This window comes from Streptomyces sp. CNZ287, from assembly GCF_007827615.1.
Genome location: NZ_VISV01000002.1, coordinates 447,464 through 468,191 on the forward strand (window position 1 = coordinate 447,464; position 20,728 = coordinate 468,191).

Annotated in this window: 19 protein-coding genes; 14 read left to right on the forward strand and 5 right to left on the reverse strand. The window is 73.3% G+C overall.

Annotation, left to right across the window (positions count from 1 at the left end):
- The first annotated feature begins 8 nt into the window (after nucleotides 1–8).
- The 4 genes from FB457_RS06150 (at nucleotide 9) to FB457_RS06170 (ending at nucleotide 3,345) form a co-directional block, all read left to right on the forward strand.
- Nucleotides 9–794 carry an SDR family NAD(P)-dependent oxidoreductase gene (locus FB457_RS06150; protein ID WP_047019723.1) on the forward strand — a complete coding sequence of 262 codons (786 nt, stop codon included), beginning with the start codon at nucleotides 9–11 and terminating at the stop codon, nucleotides 792–794.
- On the forward strand, nucleotides 791–1,891 hold the full coding sequence (locus FB457_RS06155; RefSeq protein WP_047014514.1) for a threonine aldolase family protein: 1,101 nt from the start codon (nucleotides 791–793) through the stop codon (nucleotides 1,889–1,891). Before FB457_RS06150 ends, FB457_RS06155 begins: the two co-directional genes overlap by 4 nt.
- A 27-nt stretch (nucleotides 1,892–1,918) precedes the next feature.
- Nucleotides 1,919–2,494 carry a transglutaminase-like domain-containing protein gene (locus tag FB457_RS06160; protein WP_047014513.1) on the forward strand — a complete coding sequence of 192 codons (576 nt, stop codon included), beginning with the start codon at nucleotides 1,919–1,921 and terminating at the stop codon, nucleotides 2,492–2,494.
- A gap of 182 nt (nucleotides 2,495–2,676) precedes the next feature.
- Nucleotides 2,677–3,345 carry a phenylalanine--tRNA ligase beta subunit-related protein gene (locus FB457_RS06170; RefSeq protein WP_145781100.1) on the forward strand — a complete coding sequence of 223 codons (669 nt, stop codon included), beginning with the start codon at nucleotides 2,677–2,679 and terminating at the stop codon, nucleotides 3,343–3,345.
- Nucleotides 3,346–3,541: 196 nt separating this feature from the next.
- On the opposite strand, the gene FB457_RS06175 is transcribed toward FB457_RS06170, so the two are convergent.
- Nucleotides 3,542–4,279, reverse strand: coding sequence for a lysophospholipid acyltransferase family protein (locus tag FB457_RS06175; protein WP_047014511.1), 738 nt, complete (start codon nucleotides 4,277–4,279; stop codon nucleotides 3,542–3,544).
- A gap of 173 nt (nucleotides 4,280–4,452) precedes the next feature.
- On the opposite strand from FB457_RS06175, the gene FB457_RS06180 reads away from it, so the two are divergent.
- The 4 genes from FB457_RS06180 (at nucleotide 4,453) to FB457_RS06195 (ending at nucleotide 7,914) form a co-directional block, all read left to right on the forward strand.
- Nucleotides 4,453–4,875: a TlpA family protein disulfide reductase gene (locus FB457_RS06180; RefSeq protein WP_047014510.1), complete on the forward strand. Its 423-nt coding sequence runs from the start codon at nucleotides 4,453–4,455 to the stop codon at nucleotides 4,873–4,875.
- Between the two features lie 137 nt (nucleotides 4,876–5,012).
- Nucleotides 5,013–5,798 carry an electron transfer flavoprotein subunit beta/FixA family protein gene (locus tag FB457_RS06185; RefSeq protein ID WP_047014509.1) on the forward strand — a complete coding sequence of 262 codons (786 nt, stop codon included), beginning with the start codon at nucleotides 5,013–5,015 and terminating at the stop codon, nucleotides 5,796–5,798.
- A gap of 60 nt (nucleotides 5,799–5,858) precedes the next feature.
- Nucleotides 5,859–6,851 (forward strand): FAD-binding protein, encoded by a 993-nt coding sequence (locus FB457_RS06190; RefSeq protein WP_145781102.1) that lies wholly within the window; start codon nucleotides 5,859–5,861, stop codon nucleotides 6,849–6,851.
- Nucleotides 6,852–7,005: 154 nt separating this feature from the next.
- Nucleotides 7,006–7,914, forward strand: a complete 909-nt coding sequence (locus FB457_RS06195) for a hypothetical protein (RefSeq protein WP_145781104.1) — start codon at nucleotides 7,006–7,008, stop codon at nucleotides 7,912–7,914.
- A gap of 27 nt (nucleotides 7,915–7,941) precedes the next feature.
- Here the strand turns inward: FB457_RS06195 and FB457_RS06200 are convergent, their stop codons facing one another.
- Nucleotides 7,942–8,394, reverse strand: coding sequence for a winged helix-turn-helix transcriptional regulator (locus tag FB457_RS06200; RefSeq protein WP_145781106.1), 453 nt, complete (start codon nucleotides 8,392–8,394; stop codon nucleotides 7,942–7,944).
- Nucleotides 8,395–8,486: 92 nt separating this feature from the next.
- Here FB457_RS06200 and FB457_RS06205 point away from each other — a divergent pair, with 92 nt between their 5' ends.
- Together FB457_RS06205 and FB457_RS06210 are read left to right on the forward strand one after the other, a co-directional pair.
- The gene (locus tag FB457_RS06205) at nucleotides 8,487–9,725 is read left to right on the forward strand and encodes an MFS transporter (RefSeq protein ID WP_186461932.1); all 1,239 of its coding nucleotides are present in this window, start codon (nucleotides 8,487–8,489) and stop codon (nucleotides 9,723–9,725) included.
- Nucleotides 9,726–9,798: 73 nt separating this feature from the next.
- Complete coding sequence (locus tag FB457_RS06210) at nucleotides 9,799–11,124, forward strand: DUF6986 family protein (protein WP_078898124.1); 1,326 nt, start codon at nucleotides 9,799–9,801, stop codon at nucleotides 11,122–11,124.
- 222 nt (nucleotides 11,125–11,346) lie between these two features.
- Here FB457_RS06210 and FB457_RS06215 read toward each other — a convergent pair whose 3' ends face one another.
- Together FB457_RS06215 and FB457_RS06220 are read right to left on the reverse strand one after the other, a co-directional pair.
- Nucleotides 11,347–12,540 (reverse strand): fumarylacetoacetate hydrolase family protein, encoded by a 1,194-nt coding sequence (locus FB457_RS06215; RefSeq protein ID WP_047014505.1) that lies wholly within the window; start codon nucleotides 12,538–12,540, stop codon nucleotides 11,347–11,349.
- Between the two features lie 201 nt (nucleotides 12,541–12,741).
- On the reverse strand, nucleotides 12,742–13,728 hold the full coding sequence (locus FB457_RS06220) for a LacI family DNA-binding transcriptional regulator (protein ID WP_186461942.1): 987 nt from the start codon (nucleotides 13,726–13,728) through the stop codon (nucleotides 12,742–12,744).
- A 151-nt stretch (nucleotides 13,729–13,879) separates the two neighbouring features.
- Here FB457_RS06220 and FB457_RS06225 point away from each other — a divergent pair, with 151 nt between their 5' ends.
- Entirely contained in the window at nucleotides 13,880–14,854 is a 975-nt protein-coding gene (locus FB457_RS06225) for an ROK family protein (RefSeq protein ID WP_145781109.1), read from the forward strand.
- Nucleotides 14,855–14,997: 143 nt separating this feature from the next.
- Here the strand turns inward: FB457_RS06225 and FB457_RS06230 are convergent, their stop codons facing one another.
- Complete coding sequence (locus tag FB457_RS06230) at nucleotides 14,998–17,118, reverse strand: NPCBM/NEW2 domain-containing protein (protein ID WP_145781111.1); 2,121 nt, start codon at nucleotides 17,116–17,118, stop codon at nucleotides 14,998–15,000.
- 273 nt (nucleotides 17,119–17,391) lie between these two features.
- Between FB457_RS06230 and FB457_RS06235 the strand changes: the two genes are divergently transcribed.
- Genes FB457_RS06235 through FB457_RS06245 form a run of 3 tightly spaced genes read left to right on the forward strand, consistent with a single transcriptional unit; the run spans nucleotide 17,392 to nucleotide 20,525 of the window.
- Nucleotides 17,392–18,666, forward strand: coding sequence for an ABC transporter substrate-binding protein (locus FB457_RS06235; RefSeq protein ID WP_145781113.1), 1,275 nt, complete (start codon nucleotides 17,392–17,394; stop codon nucleotides 18,664–18,666).
- Between the two features lie 6 nt (nucleotides 18,667–18,672).
- On the forward strand, nucleotides 18,673–19,593 hold the full coding sequence (locus FB457_RS06240) for a carbohydrate ABC transporter permease (protein ID WP_047014501.1): 921 nt from the start codon (nucleotides 18,673–18,675) through the stop codon (nucleotides 19,591–19,593).
- Complete coding sequence (locus tag FB457_RS06245) at nucleotides 19,590–20,525, forward strand: carbohydrate ABC transporter permease (protein ID WP_047014500.1); 936 nt, start codon at nucleotides 19,590–19,592, stop codon at nucleotides 20,523–20,525. The genes FB457_RS06240 and FB457_RS06245 overlap by 4 nt, the downstream gene beginning before the upstream one ends.
- Nucleotides 20,526–20,728 lie beyond the last annotated feature (203 nt).

Genomic DNA, 20,728 nt, shown 5'->3' on the forward strand with positions numbered 1-20,728 from the left:
AGATCGTCATGAGCCCCGGGGCAAACGGCAGGAACGGAAAGAGCGGGCCGCTGACCGGCGCCGTCGTGGCCGTGGCGGGAGCGGGCGGGCCCGCGGGGCAGGCGGCGCTGTGCCGGCTCGCCAAGGCCGGCGCGGTCCTCATCGGCTGCGACGCGGACGCCGAGCGGCTCGCCGAGGCCGTCGACGCGGCGCGGGCCGCCGGCGGCGGCATGGCGCAGGTCACCGGCGACACGGTCGACCTGCTCGACCTGCACGCCGCCCACGCGTGGGCCGAGCGCATCGAGAAGGACTACGGCCGCGTCGACGGCCTGGTCCACCTCGTCGGCGGCTGGCGCGGCTCGCGCTCCTTCGCCGCCACCGACCTCGCCGACTGGACCGTCCTGCACGACCTGCTCCTGCGTACCGTGCAGCACACGTCCCTCGCCTTCGACGAGCCGCTGCGCCGCAGCGACCGCGGCCGCTACGTCCTCGTCAGCGCCGCCGGCGCCAGCCAGCCCACCGCGGGCAACGCCGCGTACGCCGCCGCCAAGGCCGGCGCCGAGGCGTGGACGCTGGCCATGGCCGACGGCTTCCGCAAGGCCGGGGAGGCCGAAGGGCTGGACGGGCCCGCCGGGGCGGCCGTCATCCTGGTGGTCAAGGCGCTGGTGAACGACGCGATGCGGAAAGCCAAGCCGAACGCCAAGTTCGCCGGCTTCACCGACGTGGACGACCTTGCCGACAACATCGCGGAGGTCTGGGACCGGCCCGCGCAAGAACTGAACGGGACCCGCCTGTGGCTCACCGCCCAGCCATGACCACGACGACCACGGGAGCCGCGGGGCAGGCTCCGCGCACCGACGCCAAGCGCCGCCACGACCCGGCGGTGCGCGGCTTCGCCAGCGACAACTACGCCGGCGCGCACCCGGAGATCCTCGCCGCGCTCGCCCTCGCCAACGGCGGCCACCAGGTCAGCTACGGGGAGGACGACTACACCGCCCACCTGCAGCACGTCTTCCGCGGCCACTTCGGCATGGACGCCGACGTCTACCCGGTCTTCAACGGCACCGGCGCCAACGTCGTCGCGCTCCAGGCCGTCACCGACCGCTGGGGCGCGGTGATCTGCGCGGACACCGCGCACATCCACGTCGACGAGTGCGGCGCCCCCGAGCGCGTCGGCGGGCTGAAGCTGCTCACCGTACCGACGCCGGACGGCAAGCTCACCCCCGAGCTGATCGACCGCGAGGCGCGCGGCTGGGACGACGAGCACCGCGCCATGCCGCAGGTCGTCTCGATCACCCAGGCCACCGAGTACGGCACGGTCTACACCCCCGACGAGATCCGCGCCGTCTGCGACCACGCGCACCGCCGCGGCATGCGCGTCCACCTGGACGGCGCCCGGATAGCCAACGCGGCGGCGAGCCTTGACGTGCCGATGCGCGCGTTCACCAACGTCGCCGGCGTCGACATCCTCTCCTTCGGCGGCACGAAGAACGGCATGCTCCTCGGCGAGGCGGTCGTCGTGCTCGACCCCGGCGCCGTACGCGCGATGAAGCACCTGCGCAAGCTCTCGATGCAGCTCGCCTCCAAGATGCGCTTCGTCTCGGCCCAGTTCGAGGCCCTGCTCGCCAAGGACCTGTGGCTGCGCAACGCCCGCCACGCCAACGCGATGGCCGCCCGCCTCGCCGACGGCGTCCGCGGCATCGACGGCGTCGAGGTGCTGCACCCCGTGCAGGCCAACGGCGTCTTCGCCCGGCTGCCGCACGACGTGTCGCTGGCGCTGCAGAAGGACTTCCGCTTCTACTTCTGGGACGAGGCGGACGGCGTGGTGCGCTGGATGTGCTCCTTCGACACCGCGGAGGAGGACGTCGACACCTTCGTCGCCGCGATCGCGGAGGAAATGCGGAGGACGTAACCGCCGCATGCCTATACGCTGCCCTGCATGGAACTCCAGCAGGAGCGGCCCGACCTGTCCGCGTACCTCGCCGCCGACGCGGTCGTCGACCACGAACACCCGCTCGTGGCCGGGACCGCGTACCGGCTGCGCGAGGTCGCGGAGGCGCCGGAGGCGTACGCCAAGGGGGCCTACGAGTTCATACGGGACACGATCCCGCACTCCAACGACGCCGGGGACCTCCGCGTCACCTGCCGCGCCTCGGACGTACTGAAGGCCCGTACCGGGATCTGCTACGCCAAGGCCCACGCCCTCGTCGCCCTCCTGCGCGCGCAGGGCATACCGGCCGGCTTCTGCTACCAGCACCTCGGCGTGCTGCACGGCCTGGTCGCGGTGCGGCTGCCCGGACGCGACTGGATCCGCCAGGATCCCCGCGGCAACAAGCCGGGCGTGGACGCGCAGTTCCGCCTCGACCGCGAGCAACTGGCCTTCGTCCCCGACCCGTCCGCGGGCGAGCACGACGACCAGCTGGTCCGCGCGACGCCCCATCCGGCTACGCTCGAAGCGCTCCGCGCGGCCACCGACCGCCGCCACCTGGACCGCATCCTCCCCGCCGCCCTGTGACCCCCGCGCAATCCCCCTGCAAACCCCACACAACCCCTCACACCCACCCAAGGGCAGGCCGCCCACCTGACAAAGCCGCCGCTCGCCGCACCCCCGCGGGCCCGTCTCCCGTACCGTGCGTACGCCCCGGCACCGCCGCGGCCCACCGACCCCCACCCCGCCCCGACCCGCAGAAGGACCGCATGACCCTCCGCACCCACGTCGCCGACGACGTACGCGCCCTCGCCCCCGGCTTCTCCCACGTCGCCGTCGTCGCCCGCGGCCTCGTCGGCGGCCCCAGCGACGCCGCCGGCGCCGCGCTCCTCGACGACGCCGCCCGCCGCCTCGCCGCGCGCCTCGGCGGCACCCCGCCGCAGCAGGACCCGCACATGCAGGCGTGGCGGGCCGCGTACGCCGCCTTCGGCGCCAAGCCGTCCAAGTTCCGCAACTCCGCCGAGGCGCTCGCCCGCCGCGCCCTCGCCGACGCCGGCCTGCCGCGCATCAACCGGCTGGTGGACATCTACAACGCCGTCAGCGTCGCCCACCTCGTCCCCGTCGGCGGCGAGGACACCGACCACATCGACGGCGACATGCACCTCATCCGCGCCACCGGCGAGGAGCGCTTCGACGAGGAGCACCCCGACCCCGGCGAGGTCGTCTGGCGCGACGGCACGGGCGTCACCTGCCGCCGCTGGAACTGGCGCCAGGGCGTGCGCACCCGGCTCACCGAGGACTCCACGAACGCGCTGTTCCTGCTGGAGCGGCAGGAGCCGATGACGTACGACGAGCTGACCGCCGCGGCGGAGGAACTGGCCGAGGCGCTGCAGAAGAGTTCGCCCGGCGCCGAGATCGAGATCCGCGACCCGGCCTGAGGCCCGCTCCCACCCTGAACCTCACCCTCGACCTGACGCCGGGATCGAGGGCGAGGGGTACGGCAGGCCGAGGCCGGGTGGAGGCGAGTCGGGGCCGGTCCCGCGGTATGCCCCGACCCCCGCCGCTCGGCCCTCGGCCCTCAGCCCTCGCCGCGCAGCCCTCCGGCCGCCGTTCGGACTCCCGCCGCCCCGCCGCTCAGACCCCCGGCACCGGCGCGCTGCCGCCCAGGTGCGCCGGCTGCCACCAGTCGTCCCCCGGCCCCCGCGGGCGGTCGGGGTACGCGTGCTGCGCCGCCTCCAGCAGCTCCTGGATCCGCCCCTTGAGCCGCTCCGTCAGCTTCTCCGCGTCCTCGTGCGCCCCCTCGGCCGGCGCGTCCGCCACCCCGTCCCCGGTCGGCACCGGCGCGCCCAGGCGCAGCGTGATCGGCAGGTGGTTCCGCCCGAAGTCGCGTGACCGGCCCTTGGTCCAGATCCGCTGCGTCCCCCACACCGCCATCGGCAGCAGCGGCACTCCCGCCTGCTGCGCCAGCCGCGCGGCGCCCGACTTGAACGACTTCAGCGTGAACGACTGCGAGATCGTCGCCTCGGGGAAGACGCCGACGACCTCGCCGGAGCGCAGCGCCCGCAGCGCGTGCGCGAACGCCTGCCCGCCCTGCGCGCGGTCGACGGGGATGTGCTTCATCGCGCGCAGCAGCGGTCCTGAGACGCGGTGGCGGAAGACCGACTCCTTGGTCATGAAGCGCACGAAGCGCTTCGCGGGCCGGGCCGCGTAGCCGCAGAAGACGAAGTCCAGGTAACTGATGTGGTTGCTCACCAGGACGGCGCCGCCGCGGCGCGGCACGTGCTCCTGGCCCTTCAGGTCGATCCGCAGGTCCATCGCCTTGAAGGCGGTCTTGCAGATGCCGACGACGGGCGGGTAGACGAGGTCTGCCATGCCGGGCTGGTCCCTTCTCCGGCCCGGAGGGTCAGGAGCTCCCGGCGGAAGTTACGCGTGCGTAGGTGCATACACCCCGATCGTGCACGACGTGTGCGCCCCGCGCCAGACCCACCCTTCGGCGTGACGGGATCTTGTCATTGACCCGGCGGCGGTGCTGCATGCTGGAATGCATGGCGGACGGCACGACGGAACGGGCGGCGGCGGAACGGGCAGGCGCTGAGCAGCCGGTGGAGCGGCTGACGGCGGCGGACCTCGACGTGCGGGAGCTGGGGGAGCGGGCCACGCTCGTGCAGTTCTCCAGCGCCTTCTGCCGCCCCTGCGCGGCCACGCGGCGCATCCTCGCGGACGTGGCGGGCATGGTCGCGGGCGTGGCCTACGCGGACGTGGACGCCGAGAGCCATCTCGGGCTCGTCCGCAGGCTGGAGGTGACGCGCACGCCGACGGTGCTCGTGCTGGACGCGGACGGCCGGGTGGTGCGCCGCGCGGCGGGCCTGCCGCGCAAGGCCGACGTCATCGCCGCGCTGGGTGAGGCGATCACGGGGGAGCAGGGGCGGGCGGAACGGGTAGGAAATGTCACAGCCGGGCGACCTTGAGCGAAGGGCGCCCGCACGGGTTTACTGGCGAGTAATAAACTGGACGGCGACCACCGGATCCGCCCGGTGGCAGCCGTCGATGGCGCCTATGCTGCCAGCACGGCAGTGTCTCGATACGAAGCGGTAGGAGAGCCGGCGTGAGCTTGAGGATCGTTGTCTGTGTGAAGTACGTGCCCGACGCCACCGGCGACCGGCACTTCTCCGATGACCTGACCACCGACCGCGAGGCCGTCGACGGCCTGCTGTCGGAGCTGGACGAGTATGCGGTCGAACAGGCCCTGCAGATCTCCGAGGCCGCCGACGACGCGGAGATCACGGTGCTGACCGTGGGCCCCGAGGATGCGCGCGACGCGCTGCGCAAGGGCCTGTCCATGGGCGCCGACAAGGCCGTGCACGTCGAGGACGACGAGTTGCACGGCACCGATGTCATGGGCACCTCGCTCGTCCTGGCCAAGGCCGTCGAGCACGTCGGCTACGACCTCGTCGTCTGCGGCATGGCCTCCACCGACGGCACCATGGGCGTGCTGCCCGCGATCCTCGCCGAGCGCCTGGGCGTGCCCCAGGTGACCCAGCTCTCCGCCGTCGCCGTCGCCGACGGCAAGGTGACCGGCCGCCGCGACGGCGACGCCGCGAGCGAGCAGTTGGAGGCGGCGCTGCCGGCCGTCGTGTCCGTGACCGACCAGTCGGGCGAGGCCCGTTACCCGTCGTTCAAGGGCATCATGGCGGCGAAGAAGAAGCCGGTGGAGACCCTGGACCTGGACGACCTGGGCATCGACGCCGGGGACGTCGGCCTGGCGGGCGCCTGGACGAAGGTCGAGGACGCCACGAAGCGCCCGGAGCGCACCGCCGGCACGGTCGTCAAGGACGAGGGCGAGGGCGGCAAGCAGCTCGCCGAGTTCCTCGCGGGCCAGAAGTTCATCTGAGTCCCCGCACCCCCTTCGCCGTTCCGCCTTCCGCCCTCGTATCGCAGGAGAACGAGATCCATGACTGAAGTCCTCGTCTACGTCGACCACGTCGACGGTGCCGTGCGCAAGCCGACGCTCGAACTGCTGACCCTCGCCCGCCGCATCGGCGACCCGGTCGCCGTCCACCTGGGCCCCGGCGTCGACGCCGCGGCGCCCGTGCTCGCCGAGCACGGTGCGGTGCGCGTGCTGACGGCCGACGCCGCCGAGTTCGCCGACTACCTCGTCGTACCGAAGGTCGACGCGCTGAAGGCCGCGTACGACGCCGTGCAGCCGGCCGCCGTGCTGCTGCCGTCGTCGGTGGAGTGCAAGGAGATCGGCGCCCGCCTCGCGGTGCGGATCGGCTCCGGCATCATCACCGACGCCGTGGACGTCGAGGCCGGTGATGGGGACACCGCCCAGGGCGAAGCCTCTGGGGGAGGCCCGGTCACCACGCAGGCCGTGTTCGCCGCGGCGTTCACCACCCGCTCGCGCGTCTCGCGCGGCACCCCTGTCATCACCGTCAAGCCCAACTCCGCCGCCCCCGAGGCCGCCCCCGTCGAGAGCGCCGTGGAGCAGTTGACGTTCGGCTTCGGCGAGTCCGCCGCCGGTACGAAGGTGGTGGGCCGGACCCCGCGCGAGTCGACGGGCCGTCCCGACCTGACCGAGGCGGCGATCGTCGTCTCCGGCGGCCGCGGCGTCAACGGCGCGGAGAACTTCCGCATCATCGAGGAACTGGCCGACTCCCTCGGCGCGGCCGTCGGCGCCTCCCGGGCGGCGGTGGACGCGGGCTGGTACCCGCACTCGCACCAGGTCGGCCAGACCGGCAAGACCGTCTCGCCGCAGCTCTACATCGCGGCCGGCATCTCCGGCGCGATCCAGCACCGGGCCGGCATGCAGACGTCGAAGACGATCGTGGCCGTGAACAAGGACAACGAGGCGCCGATCTTCGACCTCGTGGACTACGGCGTCGTCGGCGACCTGTTCGCGGTCGTCCCGCAGCTCACCGAGGAGGTCAAGGCCCGCAAGGGCTGAGCGCGGCGGGCGCGGCGAGGCGCGCCCGCAGTGCTCACTGCCGTCCGGAAGGGCCCGCGGTGTGGGCCCTTCCGCGTGCGCGGAGCAGTCACGGACGGGGGCACCGCGGTCGTGCCGTGGTGGGGGGTGTACGGCGCGTGGGAGGATGCGGCGCATGAGCGGGAGCGGTGGCACGAGCCCGTACGCCTGGCTGCCGCGGGGTGCACGGGAGTGGAGCCCGCCGTACGGCGGGCTGCCGGGCACCTGGCCGCGGTTCACGGCGGCGTACGCCCTGCTGGTGCTGCTGCGGATCACCGGGGACGTGCCGGTGCCGTGGCTGCTCGGAGCGGCGGCCGTCGTGGGCGCGGCGAGCGTGGCGGGGTACTGGCTGCGGCGGCGCGGGTTCCGGCCGCGGGGCGGCAGTTGGGTGCTCGCCGGGCGGGGTGCGGCGTCGCTGGTGGCGCCGGGCGGTGCGGCTGGGGCGGCGGTGCGTACGACGGTCGCGGGCGGGGGCCGGGTCCTGGGCGGGGCGGAGGCGGCGGCCGCGCTGCGCGGTGCGGCGGCCCTGCTGCGCGCGGCGGACCGGGACGCGGCGCTGCTGACGGTGGTCGCGTCGGGTCCCGGGCGGGACGGCGGGGCGCTGTACGTCGTGTACGACGAGGCGTCCGCGTTCGTGCTCCGGGCCGGCGCCCCCGGCGCATCCCGCGCGGACCGGCCGGGCGGGAAGCCGGACCGGGGCACGGGCGCCCGGCAGCGGGCGCTCCTCGCGGACCTTGCCGGGGAGTTGGGCGCGGAGGTGCCGCCGGGTGACGATCCGGCCGGCTCCGGTGGTGTGGACGGCGCGGGCGCCCCCGGTGACGCACCGGACGAGCTGACTCCGGCCGGACGCGCCGCCGCGTCCCTGGCGGCGACGGCCGCCGCGGCCGCCGGAACCCCGCTGCCGGCCACGGATCCCGACGTACGCCCCCTGCCCTGGCCGCCGCACCGCGCCGCCGCCGCGACGGCGGACGGCGCGCTGCGCCTGCTGACGTTCGCGGTGCCGGTCGCGCTCTGGTTCGCCTGGCTCGCGGGCGCCTGGTCCTGACGCCCCGGCAACGGTGTCACCCGCGGATCAACCGGTGGAGACCTTGCGTACCTCGGTCTCGCCGGGACCCAGCCGCCGCCCGTCCGCCGACAGCACCTCCAGCCCGCGCAGACGCCGCCCCTCCCGCCGGTCGAGCAGCTCCGAATGCGGTTCGCCGGGCGCGAAGGCGTTCTCCTCGCCCCACTGCCGCAGCGCCACGATGACGGGGAAGAGCGCCTCCCCCTTCGGCGTCAGCACGTACTCGCGGTAGGCGCTGCCGTCCGAGGCGGGGACGGCGGCGAGGACGCCGCCGTCGACGAGGGTGCGCAGCCGCGCGGTGAGGATGTTCTTCGCCACCCCGAGGCTGCGCTGGAACTCCCCGAACCGTCTGCTGCCGTCGAACGCGTCCCGCACGATGAGCAGCGACCACCAGTCGCCGATCGCGTCCACCGAGCGGGCGACGGGGCATTCGCTGTCGTCGAAGCGCGTCCTGGCCACCATGGCGGCCCCCTCTCGAAGTCGGTTGCAACATGCTACCAAGCCGGACTACCGTCTCGCTGGTGGCAAGATGAAACCAGCTTGAGGGAGCGCCCATGCCCGGCAGTGCCGACGCCGCGACCCGCCGGGGCGCGGCCCGCAGCGACGAGGAACCCGCCCTGTCCCGGGGCGTCGTCATGCTCTTCGCCGTCGCCTGCGGTGCCGCGGTGGCCAACGTCTACTTCTCCCAGCCGCTCCTGGTGGCCATGGGCGACGACCTCGCCATGAGCCCGGCGCTCGTCGGCGGCATCGTCACCCTCACGCACGTCGGATACGGGCTCGGGCTCTTCCTCCTCGTGCCGCTCGGCGACATGGCCGACCGCAGACGGCTCGTCGTGGCCCAACTCCTGCTCCTGGTGGTGGCCCTGACCGTGGTGGCGGCCGCGCCCACCGCGGCGGTGCTGCTCGCGGGGACGGCCGCGATGGGGCTGCTCGCGGTCGTCACGCAGACCCTGGTGGCCTTCGCCGCGTCGCTGGCCCCGCCCGCCGCGCGCGGCCGGGTCGTCGGACTGGTCACCGGCGGCGTGGTCATCGGCATCCTGCTCGCCCGTACCGTCTCCGGCGTCCTGGCCGACCTCGCGGGCTGGCGCTCCGTCTACCTCGCCTCCGCCTCGGTCACCGCCCTGCTCGCCCTGGTCCTGCACCGCGTGCTGCCGCGGCACGGCGCCACCCCGCCTGCGACCCTGCGCTACGGGCAACTCCTGCGCTCCACCGTCACCTTGTTCGCAGGGGAACCGCTGCTGCGGCTCCGCGCGCTCTTCGGGCTCCTGGTATTCGCCGCGTTCAGCACCCTGTGGAGCAGCGTCGCGCTGCCGCTCAGCGAGGAGCCCTACTCCCTGTCGCACAGCGCCATCGGGATGCTGGGCCTGATCGGCGTCGTCGGCGCCCTGGCCGCGTCCGCGGCGGGCCGCCTGCACGACCGCGGGCTCTCCGGGCGGACCACCGGCGCCGCCCTGGCGCTACTCGCCGTCTCGTGGCTGCCCCTGGCCTTCACGGGCAGCTCGCCGGGGGCGCTGGTCGCCGGGGTGATCCTGCTCGACCTCGCGGTGCAGGCGGTCCACGTCACCAACCAGACCCTGATCTACGCGCTGCGCCCTGACGCCGGCAGCCGCCTCATCGGCGGCTACATGGTCTTCTACTCGGTCGGCAGCGCCACCGGCGCCATCGCCGCGACCTCGCTCTACGCGGCGGCCGGATGGGGCGCCGTCTGCGCGCTGGGCGCCGGGTTCAGCGGGCTCGGGTTCGTGCTGTGGGCGGCGACCCGGCGCGGCGCGGCGGCGGCTCGCAGGGTGTGAGCACTGTCCGTTGACGGTTCGCGGACGCCCGGATACGTTCGCTTTCAACGTTTTGTTGAACACCGGGAGGTGCATGGTGGCGCAGGACGACCCGGCCGCGACGTCGATCGGCGCCCCCGTACGGGCCCGGATCGCCGCCGCCCTCGCCCCCGTCGACGCCGAACTCGCCCGCCGGTACCCCGGCGACCCCGGAACCCGCCAGCCCGTGCACACCGTCTACGTCCCCGCCGACGCCTTCGGCGCCGGTACCGTAACGGAGTGGGGCCGTCAGGCCCTCGACGCCCTCGACGCGCACGCGCCGGACGCCGGCGTGCTGGCCGCCGCGCTCGGGCTGCCGGCGGGGGCGGCGGCCGAGGTCTACGACAGGGTGCGCGCCAAGCTCGCGCGCGAGCCGGTCGAGGACCTGCGCGTCGACTTCGAGGACGGCTACGGGCCGCGCCCCGACGACGAGGAGGACGCCGCGGCGGTGGCCGCCGCCCGGCTCGTCGCGGAGGCCGCCGCCGGTGGCGGGGCCCCGCCGTACGCCGGCATCCGCGCCAAGTGCCTGGAGGCCGCCGTCCGCGACCGCGGCATCCGCACGCTCGACCTCTTCCTCACCGCGCTGCTGAGGGCGGGCGGCGGCACGCTGCCGGACGGGCTGGTGCTGACGCTGCCGAAGGTCACGTACCCGGAGCAGGTGAGCGCGATGGCGGCGCTGCTGGGGGAGTTCGAGCGGGTGCACGGGCTCGCGGCGGGGCGGCTCGGCTTCGAGATCCAGATCGAGACGACGCAGGCGATCCTCGGCGCGGACGGCCGCGCCACGGTCGCGCGGATGATCGACGCGGCGGGCGGGCGGGCGACGGGGCTGCACTACGGCACGTTCGACTACAGCGCGGCGTGCGGGGTGAGCGCGGCGCACCAGTCGATGGACCACCCGGTGGCGGACCACGCGAAGGCCGTGATGCAGGCGGCCGCGGCGGGCACGGGCGTGCGGCTCTCCGACGGCTCGACGAACGTGCTGCCGGTGGGCGGCACGGCGCAGGTGCACGCGGCCTGGCGGCTGCACTACGGCCTGGTGCGGCGGTCGTTGGCGCGCGCGTACTACCAGGGCTGGGACATGCACCCGGGCCACCTGCCGACGCGGTACGCGGCGGTGTACGCGTTCTGCCGCGAAGGGCTGGACGCGGCGTGCGCCAGGCTGACGGCGTACGCGGGGCGCCTGGGAGGGACGGAGGGAGGGGCGGGGGCCGGTGCGGGTGCCGGTGCCGTACTGGACGAGCCCGCGACGGCGCGGGCGCTGAGCGGCTTCCTGCTGCGGGGCCTGGACTGCGGGGCGGTGGACGAGGCGGAGGTCGCGGACCGAACGGGGCTGGGGCGTACGGAACTCGACGCGCTGGCGGGCCGTCCGCCGCGGGGGTGAGGGCGGGGCGCGGCCGGGGGCGGGTGCGTGGCGGCCGGCCCGCCGTGGGCGAGGCGTGCGTGTCAGCGGGGCGGCCTACCCTGGGGCGGGTGTGCGGGGAAAGGGGGAGATGCCGGATGCCGGGGCGCCCATCGAGGGACATCCTGAGGCGTCAGGGCGTCAGGGCGTCAGGGCGTCAGGGCGTCAGGGCGTCACGGCGGCCACGCGTATCCGCGTACGGCGTCAAGGCGTCGTCGTCCCCAGCAGGCCGCGGTGGGCGAGGTTGGCGTACAGGGTGCGGATGCCCGCCTCCCACGGGGGTGCCTGCTCGCTGGTGGTGACGGTGTTGCGGAGGGTGCCGAGGAGGGGCGTCGATATCTCCACCAGGTCGCCCTCGCGGTGGGTGAAGCCGCTGCCCGGGGCGCCGCGGTCGGCGGTGGGCGCGAAGAGCGTGCCGGTGAACAGCACGACGCCGTCCGGGTATTGATGGCGGCGGTTCACGGCCTGGGCGACCAGGGTCTCCAGCGGGCGGCTGATGCGCGCCATGTCGGACGAATCGTGCAGGACGAAGCCGTCCTCACCCTGCACCGACAGGGCGATCGTCGCGTCGCGTACGGAGTCGACGGTGAAGGCGTCGTCGGTGAGGCGGACGAACGGGCCGAGGGCGGTGGAGGCGTTGTTGTCCTTCGCCTGGGGCAGCAGCAGGGCGCTGCGGCCCTCGACGTCGCGGAGGTTCACGTCGTTGCCGAGGGTGACGCCCGCGATGCGGCCGTCGGAGGTGACGACGAGGACCAATTCGGGCTCGGGGTTGTTCCATGCGGAGACCTCGGCCACGCCGATGCGCGCCCCGTACCCCACCGCCGACAGCACCGGGCCCTTGGTGAAGATCTCCGCGTCCGGCCCGAGGCCGACCTCCAGGTACTGCGACCACAGCCCCTGCTCCCGCAGCCACGCCAGCAGCTCGACGGCCTCCGGGCTGCCGGCCCGTACCGTCTCCAGCCGGGTGCCGAGGCGCGCGCCGATGCGCGCCCGGATCTCGTCCGCCGCGGCGGCGACGCCGCCCGCGCGCTCCTCGATGACCCGCTCCATCATGCTGTCCGCGAAGGTCACCCCGGCCGCCTTGAGCACCTGGAGATCCACCGGCGCCAGCAGCCGCGCCCGGCCCGCGTCCCCGGCGGCGGTGGCCGCCAGCACCTCGCCCAACGGCCAGTTCCGCCCACCCGCCGCCCCACGGACGCGCGCGGCGGCGTCGGGGTGCTCCAGCAGATCCGAGACGGTCGGCCCGAGATCGGTGACGTCGACGAGAAGGTCGCCGCGGACGGTGACCAGACTCGGGCCGCCGTCGGCGGGGTCGAGCAGGCGGCCGACCAGCAGGGCGGCGTCCGCGTCGGCGGGCAGGACGTCGGCGGGGGTGGAGGAGATCTCACGGGAGGCCATGGGGTTCCGGCCTTTCTGTGCGCGTGGCGGCGGTGCTCGTACGGACTTCGCATGATGATCGGAACACACCCGCAGGGGAAGGGGGAGCCCTCTCGTCACCACTTCCTCCGGGTCACCATGCGAAGGCTCGGCCCGTATCCGAACGCCACCCCCGGCACGACGTAACCGGCGACAGCGGGCCGGGCCACAGCACCCCGAGCATCAGGGCACCGGCGGCTGTTCGCCCGAGCCGCGGGTGATCAGGCGGGTCGGCAGGACCAGCCGGTCCGGGTCGCCCACCGCGCCGTCCAGGCGCTGGAAGAGCCGGGCCGCCGCGCGGCGGCCCAGTTCCGCCGGGTCCTGGGCGACGACGGTGATCCCGGGGGAGAGCAGGTCGGCCAACTCGAAGTCGTCGAAGCCGACCAGCGCCACCGTCCGGCCGCCGGCCGTCAGCGTCCGCACGGCCGTGACGGTGACCCGGTTGTTGCCCGTGAAGAGGGCCGTCACCGGCTCGGGCCCCGAGGTCATCCGTACGCACTCCGCAGCCACCCGCGCCGGCTCCGTGCTGCCCGGCGACGTCCACCCCGCGGCGACCGGCAGCCCGGCGTCCGCCATCGCCGCCCGGTAGCCGCGCAGCCGTTCGGCGGCGGTGTGGATGCCCGGGTGGTCGCCGATGAAGCCGATCCTGCGGTGCCCGTGGCCGACGAGGTGCTCGACCGCCCGGCGGGCGCCGCCGTAGTTGTCGGAGAGCACGGTGTCGGCGCTGATCCGCCCCGGCGGCCGGTCGACGAAGACGGCGGCCACGCCCGCGGCCAGCTCCGGCTCCAGATAGCGGTGGTCGGTGCTCGCCGGCACGACCACCAGACCGTCCACCCGCCGCGCGCAGAGCGCGAGCACCAGTTCCTCCTCGCGCGCGGGATCCTCGCCGCTGGAGCCGTGGATGAGCAGCGAGCCGTGCGCGCGGGCGACCTCCTCGACGGCCCCGCTGAGGGGCGCGTAGAACGGGTCGGCCAGGTCCTCCAGGACCAGCCCGACCGTGGCGGTGCGGCCCTTGCGCAGGATGCGGGCGCTGTCGTTGCGGCGGAAGCCGAGCGCGTCGATGGCCTCCCGCACCCGCCGCTCGGTCCCCTGCGTGACCCCGGGCTCGCCGTTGACCACCCGCGAGACGGTCTTGAGGCCGACACCCGCGCGGGCGGCGACGTCCTTCATCGTCGGACGGCTGCCGTAGCGGGGCCGCTGCGGGCCGGGGAGGTGATCGGACACGCGCCTGATGATAGGGGCTGGACAACGTTGTCACGCTACGGGCAGACTGTCCGCGCACCGCATCCGCCGCCCGCCCCGGCCCCCAGGAGACGCCACGATGGTCGCCGCCCAGCCGACCGAGCTCGTCGCCGCGCTCGACATCGGCGGTACGAAGACGGCCGCGGCCCTGGTCGACGTCGGCGGCCGGCTCGTCGCCCGGGCCCAGCGGCCCACTCCCGCCGCCGCGGACGGCGCGACCATCGCCGCCGCCGTCACCGGCGTGCTGCGCGAACTGGCCGCCGCCGACCCCGCGGGGTGGGCCCGCGCGACCGCCGTGGGCATCGGCAGCGCGGGCCCCGTGGACGCCTCCGTGGGCACCGTCAGCCCCGTCAACATCCCCGGCTGGCGCGACTACCCGCTGGTGGCCGCCGTCAGCGAGGCCGCCGGCGGGCTGCCCGTGGTGCTCGTCGGCGACGGCGTCGCCATGGCCGCCGCCGAGCACTGGCAGGGCGCTGCCCGCGGCCGGTCCGCGGCGCTGTGCATGGTCGTCTCCACCGGCGTCGGCGGCGGGCTCGTCCTCGACGGGCGCCCGTACCCGGGACCCACCGGCAACTCGGGGCACATCGGTCACATCTCCGTCGACCTCGACGGCGACCCGTGCCCCTGCGGCGGCCGCGGGTGCGTGGAGCGGATCGCCTCGGGGCCGAATATCGCCCGCCGCGCCCTCGCCGCCGGCTGGGCCCCGGGTCCGGAAGGCGACGACACCGCTGCCGGCGTCGCCGCCGCGGCCCGCGCCGGCGACCCCGTCGCGCTGGCCTCCTTCGACCGGGCCGCCAAGGCCCTGGCCGCGGGCATCGCCGCCACCGCGACGCTGGTTGAGATCGAGGCCGCGGTGATCGGCGGCGGCGTGGCGGCGGCCGGGGAACTGCTCTTCGCGCCGGTACGGCAGCACCTGAAGGCGTACGCCGCGCTCTCGTACGCCGCCGAGGTGGCGGTGGTCCCGGCGCATCTCGGTACGGACGCGGGGCTGATCGGCGCCGCCGCCGTGGCGGCACAGACGCTGGGCCTGCGGCGGTTCACCGCGCCCGGCTGACGGCCGGGTGCGGTACGGGGCAGCGGCCCCGCGCGTACGGCAGCGGGTGCTGCCGGGCCGGTGCCCCGCGGGCGGGTGCGGCGCCGCGTGCGTCAGGCGCGGCGGCGCACCCGCCCTCCTTCACGGCCGTACGCGACGGGGCGTCAGCAGGTGAACGCCGCGTCCGCCCAGTCGCCGTGGTCGTGGTCCACGCCGTCGCCGCCGTCGGTGACGACCAGCCGTACGGTCTGCGCGCCGCCGACGTCCGCGGAGAGCGGCTGCGCCGCCTTGTCGCCCGTCAGCACGCCGGAGTCCGCGACCTTGACGCCGTCCGCCCAGACCTCGAAGGACACCGAGCCGTTGGTCCCGGTCTCGTCGTCCACCCCGACCTGGGCGGTGAACGTCTCGCACTCCTCGCCGGTGTAGAACCCGACGTCGCTGGCGGCGTGCACGCCCAGGCCCTTGGCGTACTTCTGGCCGCCGATGGTGAAGGGCTTGCCGTCGCCCGCCGGCTGCTCGCCGACGCTGGTGTCCCGCTCCACCGGACCCCAGCCGTTGCCGGCCTCCAGCCACTCCCAGTCGCTCGCGTACGTCGTCCCCGCAGGTGGGCTCGCGACCACGTACGCCGCACCCGCCGAGGTCAGCGACACCGTCTGGCCGGACGGCGCCGTATAGCCGGCGGAGAGCGGGAACTCCTGGCGGCCGGTGCGTGCGCCCGCGGGGGCGGTGACCCGCCAGGTGGTGGTCAGCTTCCCGCCCGGCTTGAGCTGCTTCGCCGTGGTGGGGGAGTCGGTCTCCACCTGCCAGCCCGCCGGGGCGTCGAAGGCGACGGTCACGTTCTTCGCCGGGGTGACGCCGGTGTTGCGGAACGTCGTCGTCACCTCGGCCTCGCCGCCCGCCTCGACGTACGGGGTGGCGTCGGTGCCGAACTCGGCGGCCGGCGGGTAGGCGCCGGCGCCCTCACCGGGCCAGACGCGGTACATCACGGTCCCGTGCGCGGGCACCGACGCGGAGATCTCGCCGCCGGTGTTGTAGTCCGCGTGCTGCCACAGGTCGCGCAGCTGGTAGCCCTCCGCGGCCGGCAGGCCCACGGCCTCGGCGGTGGTGGAGATGCGCTGCGGCGCGTTCGACTCGTTGAAGAGCGCCACGGCGCGGCTGCCGTCCGCCATCTCCTTGGCGACGACCCACCGGCCGCCCTCGGAGGTGACCACGGCGCCCTGCTTGCCCAGCGGGTCCTGGTCGACGGCGATGACGTCCCTGTTCTCCAGGATCTCGAACGTCGCCTCGTCCGCGGAGCGCAGGTCGGAGCCGATGAGCAGCGGCGCCGCCATGATGGACCACATCGAGAAGTGGGTGCGGTACTCGGTGTCGGTCATGCCGCCGTTGCCGACCTCCAGCATGTCCGGGTCGTTCCAGTGGCCGGGTCCCGCGTACTCGGCGAGCGGCAGGTTCTGCTTCATGATGCCGAGCATGCTGGACCAGTTGTCGCTGATGTCACCGGTCGTACGCCACAGGTGCCCGACGTCCGCGGCCCACTCCCACGGCTTGTTCTGGCCCCACTCGCAGATGCTGTAGACGATGGGCCGGCCGGTGGTCTCGGAGGCGGCCTTCAGCGCGTCGCGCATCTTGGTGTACCGCTGGATGGCGTCGACGCCCTGGTTGTTGCAGTTGTCGTACTTGAGGTAGTCGATGCCCCACTCCGCGAACTGCATCGCGTCGCTCTCCTCGTGCCCGAGGGCACCGGGGAAGCCGGCGGAGTTGCAGGTCTTGGTGCCGGCGCTGGTGTAGATGCCGATCTTCAGACCCTTGGCGTGGACGTAGTCGGCCACGGCCTTGATCCCGTCGGGGAAGCGCACGGGGTCGGGGACGAGCTTGCCGTTCGCGTCGCGCTGGGGGAGGGCCCAGCAGTCGTCGAGGTTCACGTACTCGTAGCCGGCGTCCTTCAGGCCGCGCTCGACGAAGATGTCGGCGATGCCCTTGACCATCTCGTGGTCGAACTCCGCCCGGCAGTGGGTGGAGTTCCAGTTGTTGAAGCCCATCGGCGGGGTCTTCGCCAGCCCGTCGGGCAGCCGCACCGCGGGCTGTGCCGCCGGCTGGGCCTCGGACGGGGCATCGGGCTGTGCCGCCGGCTTCGCGGCGGCGGTCACGCTCTGCGCCTGGGCTCCCGTGGGCGCCGCCGCGGCCGGCGCGGTGAGGACCGCGCACAGCGCGACCGCTCCCGCGGCACCGATCACCGCGCGCGCGTACGGTCTGGCGGCTCTTCGTGCGGATGGCAGTTTCCGCATCTGATCCACTCCTCTGGGTGGGGGTGCTGCGGACGGGACGGGTCATGGACGCGTCACACGAGCGTTTACGGTAGAGCTTGTTCGCTTCTGTCGGAAGAGATGCGGTAACAGTTGGCTGACACTCGGTCAAAACCCTTGACAGTGCCCGTAGGTGGAGGTGTGATCCCACAATCTTCGTTCGGTTGTGTTTGGTTAACACTCCACGGAAGGGGAGCGATGAGCGCCTCATCTTCTGCCAGCAGGACTGTAGGCCGCCCCACCACCGCACCACCGATGACGCGCCGGAGTCTGCTGCGAGGAGCCGCTCTCGGCGCCGGCGCCGTCACCCTCCCGACCCTCCTCGCCGCCTGCGGAAGCGGCCCGGGCGGGGACGGCAAGACCGTGACACTGGGGTCGAACGCCTCCGACGAGGTGCCCCGCAAGGCGTTCCAGGACGCGTTCGACCTGTTTGAGAAGAACTCGAAGAAGAAGGTCGAGGTCAACACCGTCGACCACAACACGTTCCAGGAGAACATCAACCGCTACCTGCAGGGCCGGCCGGACGACGTCTTCATGTGGTTCGCCGGCTACCGCATGCAGTTCTTCGCGGAGCGCGGGCTGCTCACGGAGATCAGCGACCTGTGGAAGGGCTTCGACGGGTTCTCCGGCGCGCTGAAGGACCAGTCCACCGGCGCCGACGGCAAGCAGTACTTCGTGCCGTTCTACTACTACCCGTGGGCGGTCTTCTACCGGAAGAGCGTCTTCGAGCAGGGCGGCTACGAGATACCGACGACCTTCGACCAGTACACCGCCCTGGCCAAGCAGATGCAGAAGGACGGCCTGGTCCCGTTCGCCTTCGGCGACAAGGACGGCTGGCCGGCCATGGGCACGTTCGACTATCTCGACATGCGCGCCAACGGGTACGAGTTCCACAAGTCGCTGATGGCCGGCGAGGAGTCCTGGACCGACCCCCGGGTGCGCGAGGTCTTCGACCTGTGGCGCGGCCTCATGCCGTACCACGACAAGGGTGCCAACGGCCGCACCTGGCAGGAGGCCGCGCAGACGCTGGCGCAGAAGAAGACCGGCATGGCCGTGTTCGGCCTGCCGCAGCCCGGCCAGCAGTTCTCCGAAGCCGACCGCGAGGACCTGGACTTCTTCCCGTTCCCCGAGATATCCCCCGAGCACGGGCAGGACGCGGTCGAGGCGCCCATCGACGGCTTCCTGATGTCGTCCAAGGTCAAGAACGAGGAAGGCGCGGAGGAACTGCTGAAGTTCCTCGCCACCCCGGCCGCCGAGGACGCGTATCTCAAGTCCGACCCCAACAACATCGCCGTGCACTCCGGCGCCGACACCTCCGCCTACTCCACGCTGCAGAAGAAGGCGGCGGAGCTGGTCTCGAATGCGAAACACATATCCCAGTTCCTCGACCGGGACACCCGCCCCGACTTCGCCTCGACGGTCATGATCAAGGCGTTCCAGGACTTCATCGACGACCCGGACGACATCGACGGCCTGCTCAAGGGCATCGAGAGCCAGAAGAAGACCATCTTCGCCGAAGGCCAGGAGTAGCCCGCCGTGCCGCTCGTCAACCACGCGCGGCGCACCCGACGGCGGGGTCCGAGGCGGTTCACCGCCCGCGACCTCGCCGTCATCGGCGTGCTGCTGGGCTTCGCCATCCTGCTGGACCTGTTCATCATCTGGGGGCCGACCGTCGCCTCCATCACCCTCTCCTTCTCCTCCTGGGACGGTCTGTCCGACCTGAGCTGGGTCGGCGGCGACAACTACGACACGCTCGCCGGCGGCGACTACCCGCCGTTCTGGCCGGCGGTGCGCAACAACCTGCTGTGGATCGCGTTCCTGGGTCTGGTCGCCACGCCCTTCGGGCTGCTGCTCGCGGTCGTCATCGACCGCGGGGTGCGCTTCTCGCGCTTCTACCAGTCCACGATCTACCTGCCGGTGGTGCTCTCCCTCGCCGTCGTCGGCTTCATCGCCCAACTGATCTTCTCCCGCGACCAGGGCGCGCTGAACGCCATCCTGGGCAACGAGAACAACCCCACAGACTGGCTCGGCGACCGCGACCTCAACATCTGGATGGTGCTGCTGGCCGCCGGCTGGCGGCACACCGGCTACGTCATGATCCTCTACCTGGCCGGGCTCAAGGCGGTGGCGCCCGAGCTGAAGGAGGCCGCCGCCATCGACGGCGCGAACGAGCGGCAGACCTTCCTGCGCGTGGTCTTCCCCACGATGCGGCCGGTCAACGTCGTCGTCCTCGTCATCACCGTCATCGAGGCGCTACGCGCCTTCGACATCGTCTACGCCATCAACAAGGGCAGAAACGGCCTGGAACTGCTCTCCGTGCTCGTCACCGACAACATCATCGGGGAGGCCAGCCGCATCGGCTTCGGCTCCGCCATCGCCGTGGTGCTGCTCACCGTCTCCCTAGGATTCATCGTGACGTACCTGGTGCAGGAGATGCGCGGAGAGGAGCACCGATGACCGCGGACATACCCACCGCGACCACGCCGCGCCCCGCCGCGGCACCGGCCGGGAAGCCGGACCGGGAGGCCGGGAAGCGGCCGCGCCGCGGCCGGTTCGGCGTGCACATCTTCCTCGGCGGGGTCTCGCTGGCCTTCCTCGCCCCGCTGCTGCTCGCCGTCTACGCCTCGCTGCGCCCGTACGAGGAGACCGCCGAACACGGCTACTTCTCCTTCCCCCGCAAGCTGTCCTTCGACTACTACCGGCAGGCGTTCTCCGACTCGGAGATGAGCAAGTACTTCGTCAACTCGCTCATCATCGCCGTGCCCGGCGTGCTGATCGTGCTCTTCCTGGCGTCGTTCGCCGCCTTCGTGCTGGCCCGGCTGCGCATCCGCGGCGGCTTCTTCCTGCTCATCCTCTTCACCGCGGGCAATCTGCTGCCGCAGCAGGTGATCGTCACCCCGCTGTACGTGATGTTCAACCGCATCGAGCTGCCGTACTGGATGTCCGAGTCGATGACGATGTACGACTCGTACTGGGCCGTCATCTCCGTCAACGTCGGCTTCCAGCTCGGCTTCTGCGTCTTCGTGCTGGCGAACTTCATGCGGGCGCTGCCCACCGAGATCCTGGAGGCCGCGGTTGTCGACGGCGCCGGGGTGTGGACCCAGTACTGGCGGATCACCCTGCCCCTGTGCCGCCCGGCGCTGGCGGCGCTGGGGACGCTGCAGTTCACCTGGATGTACAACGACTTCCTCTGGGCGCTGGTCTTCATCTCCGACGGCGACAAGCTCCCGATCACCTCGGCGCTCAACAACCTGCGCGGGCAGTTCTTCACCGACTACAACCTGCTCGCCGCCGGATCCGTGCTGGTCGCGCTGCCGACGATCATCGTCTTCCTGCTGCTGCAGCGGCACTTCATCGCCGGTCTCACGCTCGGCTCGACCAAGGGGTGAGGCGGCGGGAAAGCGGACGGCGGCCCGCAGGAGAGGGGCTACGGCGGCCCGGGGGGAGCCGTCGGTCAGCCCATCTGACCTCTGGACCGGGCCGCCGAACCCGGCCCGCACGAAGCGGGCAGGCAGGCGCCATCCTGCCTGGTGGGCGCGGTGCGGTGGAGGGGCCGAACGGCCCCCAGCCGGACCCCGTCCGGCCCGGTTGG

Coding starts and splice junctions, on each gene's coding strand:
- FB457_RS06150 (WP_047019723.1), top strand. CDS start 9: ATGAGCCCCGGGGCAAACGGCAGGAACGGAAAGAGCGGGCCGCTGACC.
- FB457_RS06155 (WP_047014514.1), top strand. CDS start 791: ATGACCACGACGACCACGGGAGCCGCGGGGCAGGCTCCGCGCACCGAC.
- FB457_RS06160 (WP_047014513.1), top strand. CDS start 1,919: ATGGAACTCCAGCAGGAGCGGCCCGACCTGTCCGCGTACCTCGCCGCC.
- FB457_RS06170 (WP_145781100.1), top strand. CDS start 2,677: ATGACCCTCCGCACCCACGTCGCCGACGACGTACGCGCCCTCGCCCCC.
- FB457_RS06175 (WP_047014511.1), bottom strand. CDS start 4,279: ATGGCAGACCTCGTCTACCCGCCCGTCGTCGGCATCTGCAAGACCGCC.
- FB457_RS06180 (WP_047014510.1), top strand. CDS start 4,453: ATGGCGGACGGCACGACGGAACGGGCGGCGGCGGAACGGGCAGGCGCT.
- FB457_RS06190 (WP_145781102.1), top strand. CDS start 5,859: ATGACTGAAGTCCTCGTCTACGTCGACCACGTCGACGGTGCCGTGCGC.
- FB457_RS06195 (WP_145781104.1), top strand. CDS start 7,006: ATGAGCGGGAGCGGTGGCACGAGCCCGTACGCCTGGCTGCCGCGGGGT.
- FB457_RS06200 (WP_145781106.1), bottom strand. CDS start 8,394: ATGGTGGCCAGGACGCGCTTCGACGACAGCGAATGCCCCGTCGCCCGC.
- FB457_RS06205 (WP_186461932.1), top strand. CDS start 8,487: ATGCCCGGCAGTGCCGACGCCGCGACCCGCCGGGGCGCGGCCCGCAGC.
- FB457_RS06210 (WP_078898124.1), top strand. CDS start 9,799: ATGGTGGCGCAGGACGACCCGGCCGCGACGTCGATCGGCGCCCCCGTA.
- FB457_RS06215 (WP_047014505.1), bottom strand. CDS start 12,540: ATGGCCTCCCGTGAGATCTCCTCCACCCCCGCCGACGTCCTGCCCGCC.
- FB457_RS06220 (WP_186461942.1), bottom strand. CDS start 13,728: ATGAAGGACGTCGCCGCCCGCGCGGGTGTCGGCCTCAAGACCGTCTCG.
- FB457_RS06225 (WP_145781109.1), top strand. CDS start 13,880: ATGGTCGCCGCCCAGCCGACCGAGCTCGTCGCCGCGCTCGACATCGGC.
- FB457_RS06230 (WP_145781111.1), bottom strand. CDS start 17,118: ATGCGGAAACTGCCATCCGCACGAAGAGCCGCCAGACCGTACGCGCGC.
- FB457_RS06235 (WP_145781113.1), top strand. CDS start 17,392: ATGACGCGCCGGAGTCTGCTGCGAGGAGCCGCTCTCGGCGCCGGCGCC.
- FB457_RS06245 (WP_047014500.1), top strand. CDS start 19,590: ATGACCGCGGACATACCCACCGCGACCACGCCGCGCCCCGCCGCGGCA.